We start from the raw sequence: 26,101 nt of genomic DNA on the forward strand, positions 1-26,101 counted from the left end.
GGCGTAGCGCGCCGCCTGTCCGACGACTGCGCCGCCGCGCGCCCGCGCCAGCTGCTGCACGTCGGCTGCGGCGCGCGCGGCAACCGCGACTTGCCGGCTTGCCTGCGCGGCCCCGCATGGCGCGAAATACGGCTCGATATCGACCCCGCCGTCGAACCGGACATCGTGGCCAGCATCAGCGACCTGCACATGGTGGCCGACGCCAGCATCGATGCCATTTTCTCCTCGCACAACCTGGAGCACCTCGATGCCTTCGCGGTGCCGCGCGCCCTGGCCGAATTCCACCGCGTGCTGCGCGCCGACGGCTACGCCCTGATCACCCTGCCCGACCTGCGCGCCATCGCCCTGCACATTGCCGCCGACCAGCTCGACGCGCCGCTGTACCAGTCGCCCGCCGGTCCGATCAGGCCGTTGGACATGCTGTTCGGCCACCAAGCCGCGCTGGCCGCCGGCCACCGGCACATGGCGCACCGCAGCGGCTTTACCGCCACGACCCTGGGGCGCAGCCTGCTGGCGGCGGGCTTTCACGAAGTGCGCGTGCACGAAGGCGGGCACTGGGACCTGTGGGCCGTGGCCAGCATGCCCGCCACCGGCGCCGCCGTGTGGGACGAGCTGGCGCGGGTGATGCAATGAAGATCCTGTTCATCCATCAGAATTTCCCGGCCCAGTTCCTGCACCTGGCGGGCGACCTGGCGCAGCGCGGGCATCAGGTCGTTGCGCTGTGCCGCAACGCGCGTGCGGCGCCGCACGGGGTCGCGCTGCGCCCTTACCAGTTGCTGCGCCCGGCGATGCCCGAGATCCATCCGCTGCTGGCCGAACAGGAAAGCCAGGTGCGCCACGCCGAAGCCTGCGCCGCCGCCGCCATGCAGCTGCAGCGCGAAGGCTTCGCGCCCGACATCGTGCTGGCCCATCCGGGCTGGGGCGAAGCGCTGTTCATCAAGGATGTGTTCCCGCACGCCAAACTGCTGCTCTATTGTGAATACTATTACGCGCTCGAAGGCCAGGATGTCGGCTTCGATCCCGGGCTGCCTCCGCTCAGCATGCCCGAACGCTGGCGCTTGCGCCTGCGCAACAGCACCAATCTGCTGAGCATGGAACTGGCCGACGCCGCCATCGCGCCCACCCGCTGGCAGCGCGACACCTATCCGGCCTGGGCGCGCGACAAGATCAGCGTCATCCATGACGGCATCGACAGCGAGCGGCTGCGCTTCAACCCGCAGGCAAGCCTGGCCTTGCCGGGCCTGGCCGCGCCGTTCGCGCCGGGCGATGAAGTGATCAGCTTTGTGGCGCGCAACCTGGAACCGATGCGCGGCTTCGATGTGTTCATGCGCGCGCTGCCGGACGTGCTGCGCCGCCGCCCGCACGCGCACGCGATCGTGGTCGGCGGGGACGAGGTCGGCTACGGCTATCCCGCTCCGGGCGGGCGCAGCTGGAAAGAGCACATGCTGGCCGAGGTCGGCGCGCGGCTGGACCTGTCGCGCGTGCATTTCGCCGGCCAGCTGACGCCGCGCGCATACCTCGACCTGCTCAGCATCAGCCGCGTGCACGCCTACTGGAGCGCGCCCTTCGTGCTGTCCTGGTCGTTCCTGGAGGCGGCCCTGAGCGGCGTGCCGGTGCTGGCCTCGGCCACCGCGCCGGTGCTCGAATTCGCCGCCGCCCTGGGCGTGCGCTGCGTGCCGTTTTTCGATGCCGCCGCCTGGGCCGATGCCATCGTCCTGCGCTGCGCGGGCGGCGCGCAGCCGCGCCAGGCGCCGCCGCCCTTGCCGGAACTGGTGCTGGAGAACTGCCTGGCGCGCCAGCGCCAGTGGCTGGCCACGGCGCTGGCAACATGAAACCCCGTTTTTCTTACCGCACCTGGAGAACGCATGGACCTGCATGACAATGCCCCTGAGGGCCACGCCGACGCCACGCTCGACGCTGCGCACGAGGCACAGGACGGGGCACCCCGGCGCCTGATTCGCGGGCGCATCGAGCGCGTCGACGCCGCCGGCGTGAGCGGCTGGTGCGTGGACCTCAATTGCCCGCAAGAGCAGCTGGCGCTCGAGTTTCGCGCCGGTGGCAGGCCGGTCGGGTTTACCACCTGCGGCGCGTGGCGCGACGACTTGGGCGCCGAGGGTATCGACCCGGGGCGCATCGGCTTTCACTGGCCGCTGCCGCGCCACCTGCCGCAACTGGCGCTCGACACGCTCGAAGCCTGGGTCTTTGAAACCCCGGTGCGGCTCGAGCGCGCGCCGGCGCACGGGGCACACCTGGCGCGCGCCGCGCGCCAGGCGGGCGCCATCGTCATCGAACGGGTCGAGTCGTGCGGCATCGCAGGGATGCTGCGCGGGGCCGATCCGGCGCGCGCGCTGACGCTCGAACTGCATGCCGACGGGGTGCTGGCGGCCACCTGCTCGGCCGGCGCGCCCACCCATGCCTTCGTGCTGGCGCTACCGGATATCCTGTTCGACGGCCAGCCGCACCGGCTGCTGGTGCGCGCGCCCGAACTCGATGCCGAACTGGCCCTGACGCCGGCGCAAAGCCTGTTCCAGGCCTACCAGGGCGGCAGCTGGCACATCCGCAACGGCATCCTGTACGGCTGGATCGATCCGCAGCGCTTGCCCGGCGGCGCGGCCGAACTGCGGGTCGACGACGGCGCCCGCAGCCTGGGCAAGATGCCGGTCGACGCCGCGACACTGGTCAACGGCGCCTTCAGCTTCAAGTTCGAGATGCCGTTCAGCGTCTACGATGGCGCCCGCCACGCGATCGCCATCAACCTGCAAGGCACGCGCTACCGCCTGTGCGCCCAGGGCGGCGCGCTCTCGCTGGCCTGGTGCAACAGCGTGATCGGCCGGGTCGACCTGATCGACGCCAACGGCATCTGCGGCTGGGCGCTCGATACCGCCGACAGCGGCGCGGTCCTGACGGTCGGCCTGTACCAGGACGAGCAATTGCTGGCCCAGGCCACGACCCGGATGGTGCGCAGCGATGTCAACGAGCTGTTCAGGAGCGAAGGCCGGCATGGCTTCGAGCTGCTGTTCCCGGCGGCCCTGTATGACCGCCAGGCGCGCCGGATCGCGGTGCGCGTGAACGGCGTGCCGCTTAATTTTCGCATCGAACACGACGTGCCGCTGCTGCTCAGCGAGCAGCAACTGGCCCAGATCGCGCCCGCCGAGCGCTACCAGGGCTATGTCGAGCAGCTCACCACCGGCGCCATCATGGGCTGGGCCTGGGACCGCAAGAACCCCGCGCTGCCGGTGCACGTGGCGATCCATGTGGACGACCAGTTGCTGGACGTGGTACAGGCCAACCGCTTCAACGCCCGCCTGCGCGGCGAGAACCGCCACGGCCATCATGTGTTCCTGCTCAAGTTCCCCACGCGCCTGATGAATGGCAGCAAGCGCCGCATCCGCGCCGTGATCGTCGAAGGCAATCTCGAGATCAAGCAAAACGACGATACCTTGCTGTTCCCCCTGGTCGACCATGGCGCACGCCAGATCCGGCCCCTGCCGGACGGCCACTATACCCACAGCGTGCCGCCCCGGCTGTGGCAAGGAGGGCGCCCGCGCGCCCCGGCCGTCGCCGCCGAATCGGCCACGCCGCTGATTTCCATCATCGTGCTGAACTGGAACGGCGCCACCATCCTGCGCGACTACCTCGACTCGATGCTGCGCATCGACTGGTTGCATTCCTACGAACTGCTGCTGGTCGACCATGGCTCGAGCGACGCCAGCCTGGAGGTGGCGGCCGAATACGCCGCGCGCCTGCCCTTGCGGGTGCTGGCGCGCGGCGTGAATTTTTCATTTTCGGCATCGAACAACCATGCCGCGGCGCAGGCGCGCGGACGCTACCTGGTGTTCGCCAACAACGACCTGGTCATGCTGCACGACTGCTTCGCGCCCATGCGCGCCCACCTCGACGACGAGCGGGTCGGCGCGGTCGGCCTGAAACTGCTCGAACCGCTCCCCAACGGCGCCGACGCGTGGCGCTTCATCACCCATCACCAGGGCGTGCAGTTCAAGACCGACAACCTGCCCGGCAAGGGCGGGCGCTACTACGCACCGATGGAAGTGGGCGAGCAGCCGCACGCCGACCTGGCCGGCTGCTACGACCTGCCGGTGGCCACCGGCGCACTGCTGATGTGCCGCAACGAGGATTTCCGCGCCGTCGGCGGTTTCCACGAAGGCTATGTGTACGGCATGGAAGACGTGGATCTGTGCCTGGCGCTGCGCCTCAAGCTCGGCAAGACGATCTTGTGCGATACCGCCGCGGTGGCGCTGCACAACCGCAGCGCCACGCGCGACGCCAAGATCCTGGCCGGCAGCGAGCAGAAAGTGTACTCGGCCAAGGTGCACGCCAACAACCGCAGGCTGTATATCGAGCGCTACGGGCGCGACCTGACGCGCACCATCCTGCGCGCGCTGGTCGAGGGCGACAGCATGTGGCGGCCGGCGCCGCTGCGCGTGACCATCGCCGTCACCGCCACCGACATCGGCACCGCGGCCGGCGACTTTTTCACCGCGCTCGAATTCGGCGAAGCCCTGCAGCGCCTGTACGGCTGGGAGGTGATGTTCGTCAACAACCAGGTGCACCAGCTGCCCGGCACCGACGTGGTCGTCGCCATGCGCCACGATTACGCCATCGACAAGATCAGCGAAGCCAATCCCGGCCTGGTGACGGTGGCCTGGGTGCGCAACCGGGTCGACCAATGGCTGGACGCGCCGCAATTGCAGGCTTACCAGCTGATCTTCGCCTCCTCGCACAAGGCGATCGAGCACATCAAGGCCGCCACCGGCATCGATGCCACCCTGCTGCCGATCGCCGCCAACGCGGCGCGCTTCCGGCCCATGCCCCCCGCCGCCGAACACGCCAGCGACGTCACCTTCACCGGCAGCTACTGGGGCGCCGAGCGCGAAGCGATCGGCTTGCAGGACCTGGCGCGCGAGCCCTACCGCTTCGCCATCTACGGCCACGGCTGGCAAGACCGGCCCGACTGGAAAGCGAACTGGCGCGGCGCCGTGCCCTACGCCGCCCTGCCGCAGATCTACAACTCGGCCAAGATCGTGCTCGACGATTCGCACCCGGTCACGCGCGACTGGAACTCGCTCAATTCGCGCGTGTTCGACGCCATCGCCAGCGGCAAGCTGGTGCTGACCAATTGCAGCGGCGGCGCGGCCGAACTGTTTCCGGACCTGCTGCCCAGTTTCGATACCGACCAGCAATTGCAAGCCTTGCTGCGCCACTTCCTGCGCCACGACGACGAGCGCGAAGCGCTGGCCGCCAGGCTGCAGCGCGACGTGCTCGACAAGCATACCTACGACCAGCGCGCCGCCACCTTCCGCCAGCGCCTGCGCGGCTTGCTCGAGCAGTCGCTGCGCTTTGCCATCAAGATCGGGGTGCCGTCCATGAAGGAGCGCGAACAATGGGGCGACTACCATTTCGCGCTCGGCATCAAGCGCGCCCTGGAACGGCGCGGCCACGTGGCGCGCATCGATATCCTGCCCGACTGGTACGGCGGCCTGTGCGCGTCCGACGACGTGGTGATCGTGCTGCGCGGCCTGTCCCAGTACCAGCCGCAGCCGACCACGATCAACCTGGCCTGGCTGATCAGCCATCCGGACGAGGTGACGGTGACCGAGCTGCAGCAGTATCACCACGTGTTCGTGGCCTCGGACAGCTTCGCGGCCTGGCTGGGCGAGCGCATGGGCGACCAGGTCAGCCCGCTGCTGCAATGCACCGATCCGGACCTGTTCTACCCGGAGCGCGATGCCGGACTGGACGTGCCGGAAGTGATTTTCGTCGGCAATTCGCGCGGGCAGTTGCGTGAAGTGGTGCAGTACGCGCTGGCCGGCGGGGTCGACTTCAAGGTCTATGGCGGCATGTGGGAAGGCATCCTGCCGCCGCACCAGGTGCCCCGGACCTATATCGCCAACGCGCGCCTGCGGCATTATTATTCGGCGGCCAGGGTGGTGCTCAACGACCACTGGGGCGACATGCGCAGCCAGGGCTTTTTGTCGAACCGCCTGTTCGATGCCGGCGCCTGCGGCGCCACCATCGTCACCGACGAGATGCAAGCGTGCCGCGCCCTGTTCGGCGATGCGCTACATTACTACAGCACGCCGCACAACCTGGCCAGCGAAGTAGCCAAAGCGCGGCGCGCCAGGTCCAGGCCGGACAAGGCGGGCCAGCGCTTGCGCGAACTGATCGTCAACCATCATACCTTCCAGCACCGGGTCGACGCCATCCTGCAAGTGCTCGCGCGCCTGTCGCCACAGATGGCGGCCGGCGCGCAGGCGGGCGCCGCCGCGGCGGTCCATCCATCCACCGGAGTTCAAGCATGAGCGCAGTCCTTTCCCAGATCCCCCCACCGCGCTTGCGCTTCATGGGCGAGAGCGACACCAGCTTCATGCCGGTGGCCGAGCAATTGAGCGCCACCGTGCTGGAACAGGTGGGCGGGCGCGATGTCGACCTGCTCGACATCGGCTGCGGCTACGGGCGCCTGGCGTACGGGCTGCGCCAGGCCGGTTTTGGCGGCAGCTACCGCGGCCTGGACATCCTGCGCGAGCATATCGCGTGGCTCAAGGAACACTTCGCCGCGCCCGACGATGGCGCGCGCTTCGGCTTCGACTTTATCAACGTCCACAATTCCCGCTACAATCCGGGCGGCCTGCCCCTGGCCGACGTCGCGCTGCCCTACGCCGAGAACAGCTTCGATTGCGTGACCGCGTTTTCCGTGTTCACCCACATGGAGGAGGATGACGTGCGCACCTACCTGCGCCGCATTCGTCCGCTGGTGCGCGAGAACGGCATCTGGATCGCCACCTTTTTCTCGCTGCCCGACGGCTTTTCGCTGGCCACGCAAAACCCGCAGATGCGCTACCGCCTCAGGGAGCAGGTGTCCGAGCACGCCTTCGTCCACGATCCGGCCGAACCGCTGCACGTGATCGCCTACCGGGAAGCGTTCCTGCGCACCCTGTTCGCGCAGGAAGGCTGGGAGCCGGTGGCGCACAAGGGCGGCAGCTGGCTGGGCGACCCGGCCAAGGGCGAGTTCCAGGACCGCTTCGCGCTGCGCAAGCGCGAAGCGCCAGTGGCGCTGGCGGTGGCGGCGCCGCAGCCGGAACCCGCAGCGGCGCCACCGAGCTGCAATATCTGCGGCAACCAGGCCTTCGTGCCCGGCCCGTCCGGCCGCATGGCCGGCAGCGGCGCCGCCCCGTGCTGCGCGCGCTGCGGGGCGCTGGAACGCCATCGCGTGGTGCGCCAGATCTTTTTGGGCATGCCGATCGGCTATCTCGACTGGCGCCGCGGCCTGCAGTTCAGCCCCGACCCGGCCCAGCACACGGCCTGGTACCGCAGCTACGAAGTGTCGGTGTATGGCGGCTCCGGCAGCCTCGACATCCAGGCCATCGACCGGCCCGACGACAGCTACGACTTCATCACGCTCAGTCACGTGCTCGAATGCATTCCGGACGACCTGACCGCGTTCGACGAGCTGCAGCGCGTGCTGGCCCCGCGCGGCCTGCTGCATATCGGCTTCGGCGGCGCCCAGGGGCGGGCGCTGAGCGAGGACTTCGAGGCCGATATCGACCAGTACGGCAACCGGCACCGCTACGGGCGCGATGTGTACCAGCGCTTCGGCTGCGCCGCCAAGGGCATGGGCATGCTGGCGGTGCAAGGGACCGATCCCGCCACCGGCGTGCGCGACGTGGCCTGGCTGTTCGTCAACCATGCGCCCGACGTGGCCTTGCTGCGCGGCTTCCTGCTGGCCTGGGATCCCACGCTGACCATCCTGGAGCAGGCCCTGCCATGAACCGCGACGCCACGCCGGTGCGCCGCGAGCACGGCGCGCAGTGCAATCTGTGCGGCGCCGCCATGCCCGACCCGGCCGACGCCGGCGCCGGCGTGGCGCCGCCGGCCTGCCCCGCCTGCGCCAGCAGCGCGCCCCAGCGCGTGATGCGGCGGGTGTTCCAGGCGCTGCCGGCCGGCTTGCTGGCCTGGCGCAGGCACGCGCTGGAAGCGGGCCGGCACGGGGTCGATCCGGCCTGGTTCGGCGCGCCGGCGGCGGACGATGCCATGGCCGACTTCATGGCCGTCGAGCTCGACGCCCAGGGCGAGGCCATCGCCGCGGCGCTGGGGCGCCTGACGGCGCGCGGCGTGCTGTATGTGAGCGGCGCCGCGCCGGGCGCCATCGGCAGCGCCCTGGACATGCTGGCATCGATGACGGCGCTGCTGGCCAACCAGGGCTTGCCGTGCGCGGTGATCGCCATCGACGCCGCCGACCCCGGCAGCGGCGCGCGCCTGCCCGTCTGGCTGCTGCTGCGCGACGCGGCGCAGGCCGAACGCTGGCACCACCACCTGGCGGCCTGGCCCGGGGCCGCGCCGATGGCGGCCGGGCCGGTGCCGGACCGCTTCGCGCCGCTGCGGGAAGAGCTCGCATACTGGCAGGCCGCGCGCTCCGAGTGTGCCTTCTGGTGGCGCGACGACGACCTGGTCGAAGACAGCGCCGCGCTGCGCCGCCTGGCCGCGCTGTCGCAGCGCCACCAGGCGCCGGTGCTGATGGCGGTGATCCCGGCCCAGGCCGATGCCGCGCTGGCGCAGGCGACGGCCGATGGCATGCCGACCCTGGTCTATTGCCAGCACGGCTGGGACCATGTCAACCATGAAGCGCCCGGCCAGCCCAGCAGCGAATTTGGCCCCGGGCGCGATCCGCAGGCGGCCGAGGCCGACCTGGAGCGGGGAGCGGAGCGCCTGCGCGCCCTGTTCGGCGAGCGCTTCCTGCCGGTCATGGTGCCGCCCTGGAACACGCTGGCGCCGGCGCTGGCGGCGCGCCTGCCGGCGCTCGGCCTGCATGGCTTGTCGCAGTATCTGTTCCAGCCGCGCGGCGCCGCGCCCGCCGGGCTGGTGCGGGTCGACACCCATCTCGACATCGTCGACTGGAGCGCCGGCGCCGGCGTGCGCGATCCCGGGATGCTGGTCGAGCGCCTGGTATCGATCCTGCAATTGCGCCGCGCCGGCCAGCTGGACGAGCCGCTCGGCATCCTCACCCACCACCGCGTCATGGCCGGCGGCACCTGGCGCTTCCTGGAGCAGCTGCTCGCGCTGACGGCCGAATTTCCCTGCGTGCGCTGGCTGCACCCGCGCGCCGTGTTCGGCGCCGCGCCGGCCAGCGAAGGAGCGCCATGCGCTGCCTGATCGTCGGCACGGCCAAGACCGGCACCACGGCGCTGCTGTACGCGGTGGCCCAGGCGATGGGCGGCCAGCCCGTGGTGCACATGGAAGACCGCATCGGCGACCTGCAGGTCTTGCCCGAACACACGGCCGTCAAACTGATCTTCGAGCACGAAAGCGGCGCCGCCATCGCCGCCTTCGGCGCCGGCTTCGACAAGCGCATCCTGCTGGTGCGCGATCCGCGCGATAACCTGGTCAGCCGGCTGCTGTACATGGTGGCCGACAATCCGGCCATGCTGGGCGACCCCGCCTGCCTGCGCGTGTTCCACAAGCTCTTGCAGCGCAAGCAGCAGATGCCGGGCTCGGTATCGCTGCAGCAATTTCCCCCCATGGGCAAGCCCTCGGATTTCCTGGCCTCGTCCTGCGCCCACATCCAGGCCCTGGCCGCGTTCGCCGCCGACGCCGGCCCCGGCTGGCATATCCTGCGCTACGAAGACCTGGTGGCGGGCCGCCTCGACGCCCTCGCGGCCTACCTGGGGCTGGCCGTGCAGGCCGGCGCCAAGGTCGACCCGCAGTACCAGCGGGTGGCGCGCACCAAGGGCGCGGGCGACTGGCGCCACTGGTTCAGCGGCGCCGACGTGGTGCTGCTCAGGCCGCTGCTGGCGCCCATGATGGCGGCGCTCGGCTACGCCGACGACTGGCAGCTCGCACCCGAGCAGCACATCACGCCCGAGCACAGCTGGCTCTATTTCGAGCGCCTGGTGCGCGAACGGCGCCAGCACGTCGGCCTGGCGCCGCTGGCCCTGCCCGCGCCGGAGCCATACCAGAGCGGCGCCGTGGTGCGCCTGTCCAAGGCCGACATCATCAACCGCCTGATCCGCCAGTTCGGCTTCAAGACCTTTTTGGAGTACAACAAGTTCGACGGCAGCAGCTTTTACGGCGACATCGTGTGCGACAGCAAGTGCATCGCGTACCAGCCGGAAAACCTGCACCTCGATGCGGCGCGCGCGCGCCACCTGCTGCGGGTCACGGCCGCGGTCGACCTGGGCCAGCTGCTGCCACTGCCAGCGCTGCTGGAGCGCCATGCCGGCCAGCGCTTCGACATCATCTTCCTCGATCCGACCCACGAACGGCCCGACGTCGACCTGGCGCTGCGCGCGCTGCCGGCGCTGCTCAATCCCGGCGGCGTGCTGGTGGTGCACGACTGCAATCCGGAACGCGAGGAACTGACCGTGGTCAAGCGCCGCCCCGGCGCCTGGGTCGGCGAAACCTACAAGGCCTTCGCCCTGCTGCGCCAGTACAACCGCGCCAGCACGGTCACCGTGTCCGAGGATTACGGCGTCGGCCTGGTGTGGAACAAGGACCTGCTGCTCGATTATCCGATCGGGGCCGATATTACCTACGCCCAGTTCGCGGCGCGGCGCCAAGCCTACAACGGCTTGATCAGTTACCAGCAATTCCTGGAACGAAGCGAGCGCGGCGATATCGCCACCCTGTTCGCCCAGCCGCCGGCGCCGGCGCCGCTGCGCTTCCAGCCCAGGCCGGCGCCGCCGGCCGGCCTGGAATGCCAGTTGTTCTGGCGCAAGCCGGGTGCCGATTTCGCGGAGGCCGACGCGCTCACCCTGCCCCTGCCCGCCGACGGCAGCGTGCAGGCGCTGCACTTCACTTTGCCGCCCGGCGCCGGGCCCATCGAGCGCCTGCGCTTCGACATGGCCGACGCCGTCGTGGCGGTGCGGATCGAAGCCATCGAGCTGCGCAATCCGGCCGATGCGCTGATGTGGACCTGGGACGCGGCCGCGCACGCGGGCCAGGACTGGCGCAACGTGCGCTTCCACGACGCCGGCGCCGAAGGCCTGTTCCAGCTCGCCACCAGTGCCGATCCGCAGTTTTATCCGGCCCTGCCGGCGACCATCCTGGGCCAGCTCGGGCCCGGCTGGCAAGTGCTGGTGGTGATGGCCGCGCAGCCGCCCCTGGTCAGTTCGCTGCTGGCGGCGCTGGCCGGCGCGCCGCCGCGCCAGCGCGATTCAAGCCAGGCCTGCGCATGAAAGCCATCCTCGTGATCGGCCACAGCCACATGAATGCCCTGCGCGCCGTGCCGGACGCGCTGCAGACCTGCGACTTCATGCCCTTTACCGAAGCCGGGGGCGCCTACCAGACGCGCGCTCCGGCCGAGTTCGCGGCCCTGGCGGCGGGTCCGGCCGACACGGTCGTGTTCATGATGGGTGGCAAGACCCATATCACCCTGGGCATGCTCAATCCGCCCGAGCCCTTCGATTTCTATCTTCCCGAACATACCGATCTGCCGATCAACCCGGCGGCGCGCCTGCTGCCGGTGGACCTGGTACGCCTGCTCCTGACGCGCCACCTCAAGCACGACCTCGACTATATGGGCCAGCTGAGCGCCGTGTTCAAGGGCCGCCGCCAGCTGCACATCGAGCCGCCGCCGCCGCTGCCAAGCGCGTATATCGCGCAGCATCCGTCCGGATTCGCCGAGCGGGTGCGCGAACGCGGCGTGGCCCCGGCCGCCTTTCGCCACAAGTTCTGGCTCCTGCATTCGGCCATCCTGCGCGACCATTGCGCCGCGCTGGGGATCGACTTCGTCGCGCGCCCGGCGGGCGCCCAGGACGCCGATGGCTGCCTGGCCGCGCCTTACCTGCGCCAAGACCCCACCCATGCGAACGCGGCCTATGGCGCCCTGCTGCTCGATCAAATCCTCAGCCTGCGCCAAGGCGCGCCCTGTCCATGAAAAACACGCCCTACCAAGCCCTGCCCGAACACTGCTTCTGGCAACGCGCCGTGGCCGGCGTGGCGCGCGAGCAGGTCGATGCGCTGGTGACGGCGCCGTTCATGATCGCGCCGGGCGAGCGCATCGTCACCGCCGGCAGCTGTTTCGCGCAACACGTCGGACGCCACCTGCGCGCCGCCGGCCTGTCGGTCCTGCAAACCGAACCGGCCCACGACTGGCTGCACGACAGCGAGGCGGCCAGCTATGGCTACGGCATCTACAGCGCGCGCTACGGCAATATCTATACCGCGCGTCAATTGTTGCAACTATTCCAGCGCGCCCACGGACAGTTCCAGCCCGCCGAGCGGCTGTGGGAGCACGGCGCGCGCTGCATCGATCCGTTCCGCCCGCGCATCCAGCCCGACGGTTTCGCCACGCGCGAGGAATTCGAGGCGGACCAGCGCCAGCACTTTGGCGCCGTGCGCAGCGCCTTCGCGCAGCTGGACGTGCTCATTTTCACCCTCGGCCTGACCCAGGCGTGGGAAGCGCTCGACGACGGCGCCGTGTTCCCGCTCTGCCCCGGCGTGGCCGGCGGCAGCTTCGATGCGCTGCGCCACCGGGTCCACAATTTCAGCGTGGCCGAGGTGACCGGCGACATGCTGGCCTTGATCGACCTGCTGCGCGCCGTCAATCCCGCCGCGCGCCTGATCCTGACGGTGTCGCCGGTGCCGCTGGCGGCCGGCGCCGCCGCGCACGAGCACGTGTTAACTGCCAACACCTGGTCGAAATCGGTCTTGCGGGTCGCGTGCGCCGACATCGTGGCCAGGCGCGAGCGGGTCGCCTACATGCCGTCGTACGAACTGATCACCGGTGCGCATGCGCGCGGCGCCTATGTCGCGGACGATCTGCGCAGCGTGACTGAAGCCGGCGTGAGCCATGTCATGCGGGTGTTTTTGCGCCATTTCATCGGGAGCGCCGGCACCGTCGTGGCGCCGGGCGTGGCGGCCGCGGGCGGCGGCCTGGAACAGATGGCGCAGCTGGTGGCGGTCAATTGCGACGACGATGCGCTCAAGCTGGCGCCCGCGGCGCCCTTGCTCGCGCCGCTATGCAACCTGTGCGGCGGCGAGGCGTTCGGGCCGGGGCCGGGCGGGCGTCTCGGCAAGGACCAGCTTGGCCCGCACTGCCTGGCCTGCGGTTCGCTGGAGCGGCAGCGGGTCGCCGCGCAGGTACTGCTGGAACTGGGCCGCGAGCAGCTGGCCGGACGCCGCGCCCTGCTGGTGGGGGCGGAACGGGGCGCCGACGTGCGCTGGTTCCGCCACTGCGATGCGGTGCAGGCGAGCGCGCCCGGGGTGCTGCCGGCGGCCCTGGCCGACTATGCCGACGCCAGCTACGACCTGATCGTGCTGGTGCATGTGCTGGAATACCTCGACGACGACCGCGCCGGCTTCGACCAGCTGCGGCGCCTGCTCTCGCCCACCGGCCTGCTGCTGGCGTGCTTCGTCGATCCGCGCGTGCGCCCGTGGACCAGCCTGCATGTGGGCCCAGCCGGCAGCGCGCGCCGCTGGTACGGGCGCGATCTGGCCCAGCACTTTCGCTGCAAGCCGGAAAAACTCGGCGTGACCATGCACGAAGTCGCCGACCCCGGCACCGGCGCGGTGCTGCCGGTACACCTGTTTGCCGCCGCAACGTCCCCGAAAGCGCCACCCCCATGCTGACACCGGAAGAACTGGCCACCACCAAAGACTACATCCTGCGGCGGACCAAGAGCCTGGACCAGGCCCTGCTGCCGCTGGGCGACCCGGCCGGCAAGGACGTGCTGGTATTCGGCTGCGGCTTGGGCAACGAAATCCTGTGGTGCGCGCGGCGCCAGGCGCGCTCGGCGCTCGGCATCGATCTCGGCACTCCCCGGCAGGAAGCGCTGAACGCCGTCATGGCCGACGAGGGGTACGCCGGGTTCCCATACGCCATCCATGAGTGCAATGTGCATGACCTGGCGCTCGACCATCCGGGCCGCTACGACCTGATCGTTTCGAACGGCGTGTTCGAACATGTATCGGACCTCAAGGGCGTGCTCAACGCCATGCGCGCCCTGCTGCGCCCGGGCGGGCGGATCGCCATCTATGCCGACGGACTGTGGTTCTCGGCGATCGGCGGGCATCTGGGCAAATACAACTGGGAGCATTTGTGGATGACGCCCCAGGCCATCAAGGAACAGTTCCCCGAGCGCTGGCACGCCTACATGAATAACCTGAACCGCATGACGGCGGCCGATTTCCTGCAGGCGCTGCGCGATGTCGGCGCCCTGGTGCTGCAATTTCATGTGCGCAGCGATCCGTATTTGCCCAAGCTGGCGCCGCTGATGGCGCAGATCCAGGCGCGCCAGCAAGTCTCGCCGACCGATCTGTCGATCACCTCGATCGGCTGCGAGCTGTGCTTCCTGGAGCATCTGTGACAAGCGGCTTGCCTGACGGGCGGCTTACCCATCACATCGTGATGCCATGTCCACGCGCGACGGACACGCCATGATTCTAGTGACCGGTGGTGCCGGATTTATCGGATCGAATTTCATTCTCGACTGGCTGGCGCACAGCGACGAGGGCATCGTCAATCTCGACCAGCTCACGTATGCGGGCAATCTGAACAACCTGGCCGCGCTCAGGGGCGATGCGCGCCACCTGTTCGTGCGCGGCGATATGGGCGAGCAGTCCCTGGTGGCGGCCTTGCTGGCCCGGCACCGCCCGCGCGCGCTGGTCCATTTTGCCGCCGAAAGCCATGTCGACCGCTCGATCGCGGCGCCGGGCCAGTTCATCGCCACCAATATCGGCGGCACCTTCGCGCTGCTGGAAGCGGCGCGCGCCTGGTGGCAGTGCCTGCCGGAGCCGGAGCGCGCCGATTTCCGCTTCCTGCATGTGTCCACCGATGAAGTGTATGGCTCGCTCGGCGCGGACCAACCGGCATTCACCGAGCGTTCGGCGTATGCGCCGAACAGCCCGTATGCCGCCTCCAAGGCCGCGTCCGACCATCTGGTGCGGGCCAGCTTTCACACCTATGGCTTGCCGACCCTGACCAGCAATTGCTCGAATAATTACGGCCCCTACCAATTCCCCGAAAAGCTCATCCCGCTGATGATCGCCACGGCCCTGGCCGGGCACGCGCTGCCGGTGTACGGCGACGGCATGCAGGTGCGCGACTGGCTGTACGTGGGCGACCATTGCGCGGCGCTGCGGTGCATACTGGCGGCAGGCCATCCTGGAGAGGTGTATAACGTGGGAGGAGAAAACGACATGACCAATATCGACGTGGTGCGCACCCTGTGCGACTTGCTCGACGCGGCGGCGCCGGCACGCGCCAGTTATCGCCGGCAGATCACCCATGTGGCCGACCGCGCCGGCCACGACCGCCGCTACGCGGTCGACGCCGGCAAGCTGCGGCGCGAACTGGGCTGGACGCCGGCCGAGCATTTCGCCAGCGGCATCGCGCGCACCGTGCACTGGTATCTGGCGCAGCGCGCCTGGGCCGACGAGATCGCCTCGGGCGCCTACCGCGACGCCCGCTGGCCCAGCGGCGGTGCCGCATGATGGCCGCGCTGGCGCGCAAGGGAATCATCCTGGCGGGCGGCTCCGGCTCGCGCCTGTATCCGGTCACCACCAGCACCTCCAAGCAGCTGCTGCCGGTGTACGACAAGCCGATGATCTATTATCCGCTCACCACCCTGATGCTGGCGGGGATCCGCGATATCCTGTTGATCTCGACCCCGCAGGACACGCCGCGTTTTCACGACCTGCTGGGCGATGGCAGTAAATGGGGCATCAATCTGCGCTACGCGGTGCAGCCGTCGCCGGACGGCCTGGCGCAAGCCTTCCTCATCGGGCGCGCGTTTGTCGGGCAACACCCGTCGGCGCTGATCCTGGGCGACAATATCTACTATGGCCACGAACTCGATGCCAAACTGGGCAAGGCGCATGCCCACGGCGACGGCGCCACCGTGTTCGCGTATCACGTGCTCGACCCGGAACGCTATGGCGTGGTCGAATTCGGCCCGGACCAGAACGCGCTGTCGATCGAGGAAAAGCCAGCGCGGCCGAAATCGCATTACGCCGTCACCGGCCTGTATTTTTACGACAACCAGGTGTGCGACATTGCCGCCGCGATCACGCCATCGGCGCGCGGCGAGCTGGAAATCACCGATGTCAACCGCGCCTACCTGGCGGCGGGCCAGTTGCGCGTGGAAGTGATGGGGCGCGGCATGGCATGGCTCGACACGGGTACCCATGAATCCTTGCTGGAAGCCTCGCAATTCATCGCCACCATCGAAAAACGCCAGGGCCTGAAGGTCGCCGTGCCGGAAGAAGTGGCCTATCGCAAGGGATATATCGATGCCGATGCGCTCGCGGCGCTGGCCCGGCCGATCAAGGACAATGCCTACGGCCGCTATTTGTTGCACGTCTTGCATGAGCAGGTATTCTGAGGGCGCAGCCGGGCAAAGCGGGTTAGCATAAGGCCTTGCTAACTCGCCGTTCCCGCAATGCCAAAATTCTGCGCCAACCTCAGCCTGATGTTCACCGAAGTGAGCTTCCTCGACCGCTTCGCCGCCGCCCGCGCCAACGGCTTCGACGCTGTCGAATTCCTCTTCCCCTACGCGTATGAAGCGGACCAGATCGCCGAGCGCCTGGCGCGCTACGACCTGCAACTGGTGCTGCACAACCTGCCCGCGGGCGACTGGAGCGCGGGCGAGCGCGGCATGGCGTGCGATCCGCAGCGCGTCACCCAATTCCAGGACAGCGTGGCGCTGGCCCTCGACTACGCCGTCGCGCTCGGCGTGGGCCGCCTGCACTGCCTGGCCGGCAAGCTGCCGCCCGGCGTCGCACCCGAACGCGCCCACGAGACCTACGTCGCCAACCTGCGCTTCGCCGCCGCCGCAGTGGCCAGGCACGGCATCGACCTGTTGATCGAGCCGATCAACAGCTACGATATTCCCGGCTACTTCCTCACCGGCAGCGCCCAGGCCGCCGCCGTGATCGCCGAGTGCGGCGCGCCGAATCTGTTCATGCAGTACGACATCTATCACATGCAGCGCATGGAAGGCGAGCTGGCCAACACGATCCGCGCCCACCTGCCGCTGATCCGCCACATGCAGGTTGCCGACAATCCCGGCCGCCATGAACCGGGCACGGGCGAAATCAATTACCGCTATCTGTTCGCCCTGCTCGACGAACTCGGTTATGACGGCTGGGTCGGCTGCGAGTATCATCCACGCGGCGACACCGTCGCCGGCCTTCATTGGCGTAGCGCATCGAGTTAATCCATGGCAAAATAGACAACTTGATCGAAGGCATATTTCGCGAATGAAAACATCAGTGAAGTTTGACCTATAGCAAACTGCATTCAAATCATCGGCGCAAGAATGGGAACTTCTGGCAAGCCCTTCCGCGCGCGCCTGAAAGGATTTATGAACCCGCTTCGCACCCTCGCCACCTCCGCCCTTCTCGCCGCCAGCCTGTTGCTGGGCGGCTGCGTCAGCAACCAGGTCAATCTGGAAGAGGTGCGCGAATTCGCCAACGCCTCGGCCCGCCTGGGCGGCTACGCCGAACTGTCCACGCGCTACCGCGACACCTATTTGCGCGAGCAGCCCTACCTGCCGGCCGCGGCCGACAAAGTGGCCAGGGAAAACGATGCCAAGCGGCATGCCGCCTACAACGATTTCGTGACGATCCAGAAAGCCGTGGTGCTGTACATGCAAACCCTGAGCGCACTGGCCGGCGAGGGGCGCTACGATTTCACGCCCCAGATCGACAACATGGGCGCGGGCCTGACCGGGCTGGCTGAAACCACCCTTGGCCAGAAACAGGTGAGCGCCTACACCGGCCTGGCGCGCCTGCTGACGCGCGCGGTCACCTCGCACTATCAGAGGGAAAGCGTCGAGACCATGGTGCGCGAAGGCGACGCCGACGTGCGCGTGCTGCTCGAAGCGATGATCACCCTGACCGATGTGTACGCGGCGGCCAACGAAAACGAAAAGAAAACCGTGCTCGGCTTTTTCGAGGTGGCCCTGCCGCTGGCCGACCGGCCCCAGGACCGCCTGCTGTACACCCTGGCGCGCGCGCATGTGCAGGGCAAGACCAGCGAGTACCGCATGATCGACAAGCGCTTCGAGCTGGCGCGCCAGGGACTGACCAAGGTCGCGCAGGGGCACCAGAAGCTGCGCGAGAACCTCGCCACGATGTCCTCGTCCGAGATGCGCAAGATGCTGACCGCTTACGTGCGCGACCTGCGCATGATCCGTGCCGGCCTGGCCGCCGACTAAACCGACCCGAGGTGTGCTATGAAAACAGATCAAGACGGACTGGCCAGTGTGGCGGACATCATGGCGCTGGCCGCGCAATTGTCGGCCTGCGCCGCCGCCATGCATGAGCGCGCGCTGGTTGCCATCCGCACGCCCCCCGACGCCAAGCTGAGCCAGGAGGAACGCGACCATGCCTTCGCCCTGCTCGACGAGGAACTGGTGCTGCGCCAGCACGTGCATGCGCTGTACCTGGACGCCGCCCGCGCCGTGCTCAAGGGCCTGGGCCAGCCGCAGCAGCATGTGATGGCGCTGACCGCCGACGCGACCGAAAAAATCCGCAAGATCACCGCGATCGCCAATGTCACCGGGCTGGTCGCGTCCGTGGTGGCACTGGCCGGCGCGGCGGCCAGCGGCGTGCCCGGCACGGTCTCGCTCGCGCTCAAGAATGTGCAAGACCATATCAAGGCGGTCAAGGGGCAGTAGGGTGACCCGTGTAACAGATGCGTGCAACGGACGCGTGCAACGCACGCGCGAAGGCGGCACGCTTCGTGCGCGTGCGCGGGTATTCAGCGCCGCGCGAACGCGCTACACTCGATATCAGCACGCGCGCGTCCCGGTGCGGTGACGCGGCCGTGCCAACATTCACTTTCCCGAGCGTCATCATGAATGGACTGGAACCAGGGCAGCTTGCGCTCCTCAAAGCCGTCCTCGAACAGCGGCTGGCCGATCTGGCGCGCCACGATGGGGCCGAGGTGCTGTCCGGCCCGCGCGACCTGGCGGTGCAGGAGGTCGAAACCTCGCCCGCCGACAAGGCTACCGTGCGCCTGCTCAACGACCTGGCGCTGGAAGCGGCCGGCCACCACGTGGCGCAACTGCGCACGCTGCGCCAGGCGCTGGCGCGCATCGACGATGGCAGCTATGGCGAGTGCGAGGAATGCGGCAATCCGATCGGCTTTTCGCGCCTGCAGGCGCGCCCGGAAGCGCGGCTCTGCATTGCCTGCCAGACCCGCGCCGAGAAGCGCTGACGCGCGCTCGTCGCGCCAGCGGGGATGCGTGCGCTGACGCGCTCAGACCATGTGCTGCCCGCCATTGATGGCGATATTGGCGCCCGTCACGAAGGCCGCCTCTTCCGACGACAGATAGGCGACCAGGCCCGCCACTTCCTCCGGTTCGCCCAGCCGCCCCACGGGAATTTGCGGCAGGATACGGCTCGTCATCACCTCGTCCGGCACCCCGGTCACCATCTTGGTGCGCAGGTAGCCGGGCGAGATGGTGTTGACGGTGACGTTATGGCGCGCCATTTCCAGCGCCAGCGCCTTGGTGAAACCGTGCATCGCGGCCTTGGCCGCGGAATAGTTGGTCTGGCCGAAGGCGCCCTTTTGCCCGTTAACCGAGGAAATATTGATGATGCGGCCCCAGCCTTGGGCGGTCATCGGCTCGATCGCCTGCTTGGACAGGTTGAACACGCTGTCGAGATTGGTGCGCATGACCTCGAGCCAGTCGTCATGATGCATCTTGGCAAGCGTGCGGTCGCGCGTGATGCCGGCATTATTGACCAGCACGTCCAGGCGCCCCTGTTCGGACAAGAGTTTTTGCACCATCCATTCACTGTCGGCAAAGTCGCCCACGTCGGCCTTGTAGGCCGTGAAGCGATAGCCTTCATCGCGCTGCGCCGCCAGCCAGCCCTCGGGCGAACTGTTGTTTGGCGAATAGGTCGCCGCCACGCTGAAGCCGGCCCGGTGCAGGCGCTGGCAAATTGCTGTTCCCAAACCTCCCATGCCCCCGGTTACGAGAGCCACTCTTTTGATTTCCATCATGCTTTCCTGTCATCGTGGTGAAGTCCGAGCCCAAGTCTAGGGCGCTTACCGTGCGCAACATTGAGCAATATCAAAGCTTGGGGAAAGATGGTTTAAGATGATGGATATCAAGTCCATCGAGACAGGAGCATTCATGGGGTATCAGACCATCCTCGTCCACGTTGACGACAGTCCGTCCGCGTACGCGCGCATCGGCGTGGCGATCACGCTGGCCAACAGTGGCGGCGGCCATCTCATCGGCATGGCCCCGACCGGGGTCGCGCGCACCCTTCTTCCCAGCCTGCCGCCCGGCCAGAGCGACCCCACGCTGTCGCTGCACCTGGGTTTCCTGCGCGAGCAGGCGCAGGAAGCGCTGGCCGCCTTCAGCCAGCGCTGCGAGGCGGCCGCGGTGGCCTCGCACGAGGCGCGCGTCATAGACGACGACGCCGGCGGCGGCCTGTGCCTGCATGGACGGGTGGCCGACGTGGTCGTATTGAGCCAGTCCGATCCGGACCAGGGCGGACCGGGCCTGCTGGCCGACCTGCCCGCCTATGTGGTACTGCACTCCGGCAAGCCGGTGCTGATGGTGCCGTTCACCGGCGAGCGCGCCAGTGTCGGGCAGCGCGTGCTGGTGTCGTGGGATGCCAGCCGCGAGGCGGCCTGCGCGCTGCAACTGGCGCTGCCGCTGCTGCGCCACGCGGTCGCGGTCGACCTGGCGGTGTTCGATACCGGTCCCGGCAGCCACACGGCGGCCGACGCGCGCGCGGCCGATCCGCGCCCCTGGCTGGCGCGGCATGGCGTGCACGCCAATTTCGCGGTGCACGCGCTGGCGCACAAGCGCCAGCAAGTGGGCGAAGCGCTGCTGGCGCTGGCCGCCCAGAAAAATGCCGACCTGCTGGTGATGGGCGCCTATGGCCACTCGCGCGTGCGCGAAACCATCCTGGGCGGGGTCACGCGGACCTTGTTCGAGTCGATGAGCGTGCCGGTGCTGATGGCGCACTGAGCCGTTTCAGTGCCAGTCGAGTTCGCGGATGCGCGACACCTGGCGCCGCGCCATGAGCGACCATAGCTGCTGCGCCAGGGTCAGGTCGGCGCTCATGCGGCGCGGCGGCGCCAGCGCCAGTTCGCAGTCGCGGTCGGACCATTCCTCGAAGCGGATGGCGCCCCCGCGGCTCACTTCGATCACATACATCAAACCGTCGTCGTATCCGAAGCGCAAGGCCGCGCTGGCCGGTTCAGCCGCAGGCGCGGGCGCGCCGTTCCCCTTGGCCTCGGCCTTGGACCGGGTCTTGCGCGGCGCTGCGTACAGCTCGGCCAGAACAGCCGTCAGCTGGGCCTCGGTGGGCGCGGCGATGTCGCGTCCGTCCATGCTCGTCAGGGTGAGCCAGGCTTGGTTCATGGTCGCGTCCTCCCGTCGGCACGCAGCCACCGGCGCGGATGCGCTGGCTGGACTGGTACATGGATGCACTATGTAAAGAGCATAATACCGAAAAACCCCGCGTTGGGAAGCGCTATCTGAACGCTGTTGCAGGCAGCATGAAATGTAAACAAATGCCAACAAATGCAAACGCGCCGCCGGGCACGAAGGCCGGGCGGCGCGCGCTTTCCGCCGGCGCTGAACCGGCAGAGGCGTCAGGTGCGGCTTACTGCACCAGCACCGGCAAGCTGAGCGGATCGAAATCGGTCCAGTCGCCACCTTCGATGGTGCCCTTGGCACGCTCGATATGGTGCGAGCCGAGCCCGCGCAGCACGTCGATGGCGCGCGCTTCCTGGTCCGGCTGGTCGGCCGCCACGGCGATCAGCATGCCGGACTGGCGCGGTTCGTAGCGGTTGGCATTGCTGCCCTCTTCCTTCTCGCCGGCATCCTTCATTTTAGATAGGCTGAACAGCGAGCCGACGTGCGCGCCCACCAGGCCGCCCACGATCGGACCGGCCGGACCGGTGACAAAGGCGGTCGCCGCGCCCACGGCCACGCCGAGCGCGCCACCGGTGGCCGCGCCTTGCAGCACGCCTTCCGGGGTTTCCTTGGCGCCCGGAGACTGCATGTTGTCGCCGCCGATCGGGGTCTGGTCATGCTGGCCCGGCTGGTTCAGGAAAAAGGCGGAAATACGATCTTCGGAAAATCCGGCGCGCACCAGCTCGCGGCGCGCGTGATCGATCTCGTCCTGAAGTTGAAAATGACCTGCAACGATGGTAGACATGCTGTATTCCTCCTGCATTAATGATGGGGCCAGCATGCGCCAACACGCCCGTTTCCTCTGTACGCAAACGCACCTAAGGCCAGGGCGCAACAAAAAGAAATCTTTCCCTCCCGCTCGGTAAATATTTCTCCGTATAATATAAATCGACGGTAAGACGGCTTGTTTCGTCTGCCCGGCAAGGCCCAGCAAGCTCGCAATCTTTATTGAAAGACGCTGATGGAATTGGACACCGCGCATCCCTTACGATCGAGTCCCGCCGCCGCCGCGGTGCTGTCCGCGTGTAGCAACGGTGTGCTGCTGGTCGATGCCAGCGTCGCCGCCTTTCCCATCCTCGATGTCAACCCCGCCTTTTGCCAGCTCAGCGGCCGCACGCCGGAGCAGCTGATCGGCACCAGCGCCATCCTGCTTGGGGGCGCCGAAGGCGCCGTTCCCGGCGGGCCGTTCGGCGCGGCGCTGGCGGACGTGGCGGCCGGCGGCGCCAGCGCCTCGCTGCTGCTGCGCGTGGGCGGCGCCGGCGGCAGCGCCCCGTGGTGCCAGTGGACCATCAGCGCGGTGCCGCACGAAGGCGAAGGCGACGGCATTACCCCGCGCCAGCTGGTCTGCATTGCCGAGAACGTCAGCGAGCTGCACGAACAGCAAGCCCTGCTGGCGCACCTGTCGACCCACGACGCCCTCACCGGCCTGGCCAACCGCAGCCTCTTCAACGAGCGCCTGCAGGCGGCCATGGCGCGCGCCCGGCAGCGCGCGGACGGCTTGGCGGTACTGTGCCTGGCGCTGGACGGCTTTAACCTGGTCAACGAAAGCCTCGGCTACGTGGCCGGCGACCAGTTGCTGATCAGCGTGGCCATGCGCATCCAGGGCTGCATGCGCCCGCAGGACACCTTGTCTCGCCACGGCGGCAACGAATTCGTGCTGGTGCTCGACGAGGTCGACAGCACCGCGCAGGTGCAGGCCGTGTGCGAGCACATCGTGCGCGTGATCGGCGCGCCCTTCCCCGTCATCGGCCAGAGCCTGCACGCCGGCTGCAGCATCGGTATTGCGCGCTTTCCGCAGGATGCGGACGATGGCGTGACCCTGCTGCGCTACGCCGACATGGCACTGTCGCATGCGCTCGGCCTGGGCGGCAACCAGCTGCAGTTTTTCACCCCCGAAATGAACCAGCGCACCGCCGAGCGGGCCCAGATGGAGGCGGCGCTGCGCATCGCCCTCATCGAAGGCCAGCTGCAGCTGCAATACCAGCCGGTGGCCGACCTGCAGCAGGGCGCCATCTGCGCGCTCGAGGCGCTGGTGCGCTGGCAGCACCCGGTGATGGGCCTCATTCCCGCCGGGCGCTTCATCCCGCTGGCCGAGGCGGCCGGCCTGACCACCGCGCTCGGCTACTGGAGCCTGCGCCGCGCGGTCGAGGACATGGTGGCCTGGCGCACGGCCGGCCTGCCGACGGTGCGGGTGGCGATCAATATCTCGCCCAAGCAGTTCCGCGACGCCGCACTGCCCCAGGTGGTGGCCGACGCGCTGGCGCAGTCGGGCATCGCGCCCTCCCAGCTGTCGCTGGAAATCACCGAAGCGGCCCTGATGCAGGACCTGCCCAGCAGCGACGCCACCCTGGCCCAGCTGAAAGCGCTGGGAATCGGCCTGACCCTGGACGACTTCGGCACCGGCTACTCCTCGCTCAACCACCTCAAGCGCTTCCCGCTCGACCTGGTCAAGATCGACTGCGGGCTGACCGGCAATATCGTCACCGGCGCCGACGATGCCGCCCTGGTCAAGACCATCATTTCGATGGCGCACCACCTGGGCATCGAAGTGGCGGCCGAGGGGGTGGAAACCGAAGCCCAGTGCGACTTCTTGCGGCGCAATATGTGCGACCAGATCCAGGGCTATTTCTTCGGCAAGCCCTGCGACCGCGACGAGGTGGCCGGGATGCTGGCCGCGCGCCATGCGGTGCCGCCGCATCTGCTGCGCATCCAGAAGCAGCCGCGCACCCTGCTGCTGGTGGACGACGAGCAAAACATCGTCTCGGCCCTGAAGCGCCTGCTGCGGCGCGACGGTTACCAGATCCTGTCGGCCAACAGCGGCCAGGAAGGGCTCGACGTGCTGGCCGCCAATGCGGTCGACGTGATCGTGTCGGACCAGCGCATGCCGGGCATGATCGGCGCCGACTTCCTGCGCGCGGCCAAGGGCTTGTATCCGGACACGATCCGCATCATGCTGTCGGGCTACACCGAATTGCAATCGGTGACCGACGCCGTCAACGAGGGCGCGATCTTCAAGTTCCTCACCAAGCCCTGGGACGACGAGCAGCTGCGCACCCACATCGCCGAAGCGTTCCGGCTCAAGGAAATCGCCGACGACAATGAACGCCTGAACCTGGAGCTGCGCACCGCCAACCACGAACTGGCCGCGGCCAACCGGCGCATGGAAGACGTGCTGCGCCAGAAGCAGCAGCAGATCACGCGCGACGAGATCAGCCTGAACGTGGCACGCGAATTGCTGCAGTTCGTACCGCTGGCGGTGATCGGGCTCGACGACGATGGCATGGTGGCGTTTGTGAACGGCGCAGCCGAGCGCATGTTCCGCCAGAATGGTGCCATACTCGGCAATGAGGCGGAGATCGTCCTGCCCGAACTGTTTCCCGACGGCCTGGCCCCCAGCGGCAGCCACCAGGTCCATATCAACGAGCGCTGCTATCAGGTGGTAGCGCATCCCATGGGCGCGAATTCGCAGTCGCGCGGCAGCCTGATCATCATTAGCGTGTGCGAGGAAACCGAATGACGCCTGCCGAAGACACCATCGATATCGACGACGCCAGCGAAGGCATGGTGCTGGCCCAGGATTTGCGCGACGCCGGCGGCGGCGTGCTGCTGCCGGCCGGCGCCACCCTCAGCGCCTCCTCGCTGGCCTCGCTGCGCCGGCGCGGCATCGAGCAGATACAGGTGGTGGGCGCCGCGCCCCCGGTCGACGAGGCGGCCGTGCGCGCCGAACGCGAGCGCCAGTGCGCGCGCCTGGAACACCTGTTCCGGCGCTCCCTCTCCGGCGCGCCCGCCAGCGCCAGCGCGGTGCTCTACGAGCGCCTGCTGGCCTACCGCAGGAGCTGCTGATGGCCACCTCGCTCGACGACCTCGTCAAACGCATCCGCGACCTGCCCTCGCTGTCGACGGTGGTGGTGGAACTGCTCTCGACCATGGAGCAGGAAGATATCGATGTGCACGTCCTGGGCGACAAGATCGCGCTCGACCAGTCGCTCACGGCCAAGACGCTGCGCCTGGCCAACTCCTCGTTCTACGGCATGTCATCCAAGGTGACCACCATCCACCAGGCCATTTCGGTGCTGGGCTTTCACAGCATCCGCACCTTGGTGACGGCGTGCGCGGTGACCGGCAGCTTTCCCGCCAGCACCAGCGGCGGCGTCAATTTCCAGGCTTTCTGGCGCCATTCGGTGGCCACGGCGGTGTGCGCCAAGCTGCTGGCGGTGCACCTGAAACTCAATCCCGACACCGCATTCACGGCCGGCCTGCTGCACGATATCGGCACCCTGGTGCTGGCCACGCGCTTTCCCACCGAGTACGCGGCCATGCTGGCTTACCGCAAGGAACACGATTGCTACGTCATCGAGGCCGAGCGCGCCGTGATCGGGATCGACCACGCGATGGCCGGCGCCGCCCTGGCGGCCTACTGGAAGTTCCCGGCCGCCATGCAGGAAGCGGTGGCCAACCACCACCAGCTCGACAGCGCCGGTACCCCGACCCTGCCGCTGCTGATCAACGCCGCCAACGTCTTTGCGCACGCGCTCGACCTGTCCGGCGAGGAAGACGACCTGGTGCCGCCGCTGTCGCAGGCGCTGTGGGTGAGCCTGGCGCTGAGCGAGGCCGACTGCGCCAAACTGTTCCGCGATTCCGAGTCGACCTTTGTCGATATGTGCCAGATTCTCGTCAGCTAGCGCGACGCGTGCCAT

At 68.2% G+C, this 26,101-nt stretch carries 22 protein-coding genes; 19 read left to right on the forward strand and 3 right to left on the reverse strand.

Going from position 1 to position 26,101, the window contains the following annotated elements; all coding sequences use genetic code 11:
- The first annotated feature begins 54 nt into the window (after positions 1 to 54).
- The 15 genes from CR152_RS29495 (at position 55) to CR152_RS29565 (ending at position 19,177) form a co-directional block, all read left to right on the forward strand.
- Positions 55 to 633, forward strand: coding sequence for a class I SAM-dependent methyltransferase (locus CR152_RS29495; RefSeq protein ID WP_370663869.1), 579 nt, complete (start codon positions 55 to 57; stop codon positions 631 to 633).
- Positions 630 to 1,832, forward strand: a complete 1,203-nt coding sequence (locus CR152_RS29500; RefSeq protein ID WP_099880955.1) for a glycosyltransferase — start codon at positions 630 to 632, stop codon at positions 1,830 to 1,832. The genes CR152_RS29495 and CR152_RS29500 overlap by 4 nt, the downstream gene beginning before the upstream one ends.
- Before the next feature lie 33 nt (positions 1,833 to 1,865).
- Positions 1,866 to 6,320, forward strand: coding sequence for a glycosyltransferase family protein (locus CR152_RS29505; protein WP_099880956.1), 4,455 nt, complete (start codon positions 1,866 to 1,868; stop codon positions 6,318 to 6,320).
- Positions 6,317 to 7,786: a class I SAM-dependent methyltransferase gene (locus CR152_RS29510; protein WP_099880958.1), complete on the forward strand. Its 1,470-nt coding sequence runs from the start codon at positions 6,317 to 6,319 to the stop codon at positions 7,784 to 7,786. Before CR152_RS29505 ends, CR152_RS29510 begins: the two co-directional genes overlap by 4 nt.
- Positions 7,783 to 9,168, forward strand: coding sequence for a polysaccharide deacetylase family protein (locus CR152_RS29515; protein ID WP_099880960.1), 1,386 nt, complete (start codon positions 7,783 to 7,785; stop codon positions 9,166 to 9,168). Before CR152_RS29510 ends, CR152_RS29515 begins: the two co-directional genes overlap by 4 nt.
- A complete protein-coding gene (locus CR152_RS29520; protein ID WP_099880961.1) occupies positions 9,156 to 11,189 on the forward strand; it encodes a hypothetical protein in 2,034 nt (677 codons plus the stop codon). Before CR152_RS29515 ends, CR152_RS29520 begins: the two co-directional genes overlap by 13 nt.
- Positions 11,186 to 11,890: a hypothetical protein gene (locus CR152_RS29525; RefSeq protein ID WP_099880963.1), complete on the forward strand. Its 705-nt coding sequence runs from the start codon at positions 11,186 to 11,188 to the stop codon at positions 11,888 to 11,890. Before CR152_RS29520 ends, CR152_RS29525 begins: the two co-directional genes overlap by 4 nt.
- Entirely contained in the window at positions 11,887 to 13,584 is a 1,698-nt protein-coding gene (locus CR152_RS29530) for a GSCFA domain-containing protein (protein WP_099880965.1), read from the forward strand. The genes CR152_RS29525 and CR152_RS29530 overlap by 4 nt, the downstream gene beginning before the upstream one ends.
- On the forward strand, positions 13,578 to 14,321 hold the full coding sequence (locus tag CR152_RS33435) for a class I SAM-dependent methyltransferase (protein WP_157778823.1): 744 nt from the start codon (positions 13,578 to 13,580) through the stop codon (positions 14,319 to 14,321). Before CR152_RS29530 ends, CR152_RS33435 begins: the two co-directional genes overlap by 7 nt.
- Before the next feature lie 70 nt (positions 14,322 to 14,391).
- Complete coding sequence (gene rfbB / locus CR152_RS29540; RefSeq protein ID WP_099882911.1) at positions 14,392 to 15,447, forward strand: dTDP-glucose 4,6-dehydratase; 1,056 nt, start codon at positions 14,392 to 14,394, stop codon at positions 15,445 to 15,447.
- Entirely contained in the window at positions 15,444 to 16,337 is an 894-nt protein-coding gene (gene rfbA, locus CR152_RS29545) for a glucose-1-phosphate thymidylyltransferase RfbA (protein ID WP_229413694.1), read from the forward strand. The genes rfbB and rfbA overlap by 4 nt, the downstream gene beginning before the upstream one ends.
- A 57-nt stretch (positions 16,338 to 16,394) precedes the next feature.
- Positions 16,395 to 17,171, forward strand: a complete 777-nt coding sequence (gene hyi / locus CR152_RS29550; RefSeq protein ID WP_099880967.1) for a hydroxypyruvate isomerase — start codon at positions 16,395 to 16,397, stop codon at positions 17,169 to 17,171.
- A 147-nt stretch (positions 17,172 to 17,318) separates the two neighbouring features.
- Complete coding sequence (locus CR152_RS29555) at positions 17,319 to 18,173, forward strand: hypothetical protein (protein WP_099880968.1); 855 nt, start codon at positions 17,319 to 17,321, stop codon at positions 18,171 to 18,173.
- Positions 18,174 to 18,191: 18 nt separating this feature from the next.
- A complete protein-coding gene (locus tag CR152_RS29560) occupies positions 18,192 to 18,635 on the forward strand; it encodes a hypothetical protein (protein ID WP_099880970.1) in 444 nt (147 codons plus the stop codon).
- 179 nt (positions 18,636 to 18,814) lie between these two features.
- Positions 18,815 to 19,177, forward strand: coding sequence for a TraR/DksA family transcriptional regulator (locus CR152_RS29565; RefSeq protein ID WP_167399973.1), 363 nt, complete (start codon positions 18,815 to 18,817; stop codon positions 19,175 to 19,177).
- A 42-nt stretch (positions 19,178 to 19,219) separates the two neighbouring features.
- On the opposite strand, the gene phbB is transcribed toward CR152_RS29565, so the two are convergent.
- Complete coding sequence (gene phbB / locus CR152_RS29570; protein WP_208640224.1) at positions 19,220 to 19,966, reverse strand: acetoacetyl-CoA reductase; 747 nt, start codon at positions 19,964 to 19,966, stop codon at positions 19,220 to 19,222.
- A gap of 136 nt (positions 19,967 to 20,102) precedes the next feature.
- Between phbB and CR152_RS29575 the strand changes: the two genes are divergently transcribed.
- A complete protein-coding gene (locus tag CR152_RS29575; RefSeq protein WP_099882918.1) occupies positions 20,103 to 20,951 on the forward strand; it encodes a universal stress protein in 849 nt (282 codons plus the stop codon).
- A gap of 6 nt (positions 20,952 to 20,957) precedes the next feature.
- Here CR152_RS29575 and CR152_RS29580 read toward each other — a convergent pair whose 3' ends face one another.
- Positions 20,958 to 21,347 carry a hypothetical protein gene (locus CR152_RS29580; protein WP_099880972.1) on the reverse strand — a complete coding sequence of 130 codons (390 nt, stop codon included), beginning with the start codon at positions 21,345 to 21,347 and terminating at the stop codon, positions 20,958 to 20,960.
- A gap of 244 nt (positions 21,348 to 21,591) precedes the next feature.
- On the reverse strand, positions 21,592 to 22,149 hold the full coding sequence (locus tag CR152_RS29585) for a hypothetical protein (protein ID WP_099882920.1): 558 nt from the start codon (positions 22,147 to 22,149) through the stop codon (positions 21,592 to 21,594).
- Between the two features lie 216 nt (positions 22,150 to 22,365).
- Between CR152_RS29585 and CR152_RS29590 the strand changes: the two genes are divergently transcribed.
- From CR152_RS29590 to CR152_RS29600, 3 genes are read left to right on the forward strand one after another with little or no spacing between them, the layout of a single operon-like run.
- On the forward strand, positions 22,366 to 24,921 hold the full coding sequence (locus tag CR152_RS29590; protein ID WP_099880973.1) for an EAL domain-containing protein: 2,556 nt from the start codon (positions 22,366 to 22,368) through the stop codon (positions 24,919 to 24,921).
- Entirely contained in the window at positions 24,918 to 25,247 is a 330-nt protein-coding gene (locus tag CR152_RS29595; RefSeq protein WP_099880974.1) for a hypothetical protein, read from the forward strand. The genes CR152_RS29590 and CR152_RS29595 overlap by 4 nt, the downstream gene beginning before the upstream one ends.
- Positions 25,247 to 26,086, forward strand: coding sequence for an HDOD domain-containing protein (locus CR152_RS29600; RefSeq protein WP_099880976.1), 840 nt, complete (start codon positions 25,247 to 25,249; stop codon positions 26,084 to 26,086). Before CR152_RS29595 ends, CR152_RS29600 begins: the two co-directional genes overlap by 1 nt.
- Positions 26,087 to 26,101 lie beyond the last annotated feature (15 nt).

This window comes from Massilia violaceinigra, from assembly GCF_002752675.1.
GTDB classification, from domain to species: Bacteria; Pseudomonadota; Gammaproteobacteria; order Burkholderiales; family Burkholderiaceae_D; genus Telluria_A; species Telluria_A violaceinigra.

Bases quoted from the DNA above. Each gene is read 5' to 3' on its own strand.
- CR152_RS29565 (WP_167399973.1), top strand. From the start codon at position 18,815: ATGAATGGACTGGAACCAGGGCAGCTTGCGCTCCTCAAAGCCGTCCTC.
- rfbA (WP_229413694.1), top strand. From the start codon at position 15,444: ATGATGGCCGCGCTGGCGCGCAAGGGAATCATCCTGGCGGGCGGCTCC.
- CR152_RS29575 (WP_099882918.1), top strand. From the start codon at position 20,103: ATGGGGTATCAGACCATCCTCGTCCACGTTGACGACAGTCCGTCCGCG.
- CR152_RS29530 (WP_099880965.1), top strand. From the start codon at position 11,887: ATGAAAAACACGCCCTACCAAGCCCTGCCCGAACACTGCTTCTGGCAA.
- phbB (WP_208640224.1), bottom strand. From the start codon at position 19,966: ATGGAAATCAAAAGAGTGGCTCTCGTAACCGGGGGCATGGGAGGTTTG.
- rfbB (WP_099882911.1), top strand. From the start codon at position 14,392: ATGATTCTAGTGACCGGTGGTGCCGGATTTATCGGATCGAATTTCATT.
- CR152_RS29515 (WP_099880960.1), top strand. From the start codon at position 7,783: ATGAACCGCGACGCCACGCCGGTGCGCCGCGAGCACGGCGCGCAGTGC.
- CR152_RS29525 (WP_099880963.1), top strand. From the start codon at position 11,186: ATGAAAGCCATCCTCGTGATCGGCCACAGCCACATGAATGCCCTGCGC.
- CR152_RS33435 (WP_157778823.1), top strand. From the start codon at position 13,578: ATGCTGACACCGGAAGAACTGGCCACCACCAAAGACTACATCCTGCGG.
- CR152_RS29600 (WP_099880976.1), top strand. From the start codon at position 25,247: ATGGCCACCTCGCTCGACGACCTCGTCAAACGCATCCGCGACCTGCCC.
- CR152_RS29595 (WP_099880974.1), top strand. From the start codon at position 24,918: ATGACGCCTGCCGAAGACACCATCGATATCGACGACGCCAGCGAAGGC.
- CR152_RS29520 (WP_099880961.1), top strand. From the start codon at position 9,156: ATGCGCTGCCTGATCGTCGGCACGGCCAAGACCGGCACCACGGCGCTG.
- CR152_RS29585 (WP_099882920.1), bottom strand. From the start codon at position 22,149: ATGTCTACCATCGTTGCAGGTCATTTTCAACTTCAGGACGAGATCGAT.
- hyi (WP_099880967.1), top strand. From the start codon at position 16,395: ATGCCAAAATTCTGCGCCAACCTCAGCCTGATGTTCACCGAAGTGAGC.
- CR152_RS29590 (WP_099880973.1), top strand. From the start codon at position 22,366: ATGGAATTGGACACCGCGCATCCCTTACGATCGAGTCCCGCCGCCGCC.
- CR152_RS29555 (WP_099880968.1), top strand. From the start codon at position 17,319: ATGAACCCGCTTCGCACCCTCGCCACCTCCGCCCTTCTCGCCGCCAGC.
- CR152_RS29505 (WP_099880956.1), top strand. From the start codon at position 1,866: ATGGACCTGCATGACAATGCCCCTGAGGGCCACGCCGACGCCACGCTC.
- CR152_RS29500 (WP_099880955.1), top strand. From the start codon at position 630: ATGAAGATCCTGTTCATCCATCAGAATTTCCCGGCCCAGTTCCTGCAC.
- CR152_RS29560 (WP_099880970.1), top strand. From the start codon at position 18,192: ATGAAAACAGATCAAGACGGACTGGCCAGTGTGGCGGACATCATGGCG.
- CR152_RS29510 (WP_099880958.1), top strand. From the start codon at position 6,317: ATGAGCGCAGTCCTTTCCCAGATCCCCCCACCGCGCTTGCGCTTCATG.
- CR152_RS29580 (WP_099880972.1), bottom strand. From the start codon at position 21,347: ATGAACCAAGCCTGGCTCACCCTGACGAGCATGGACGGACGCGACATC.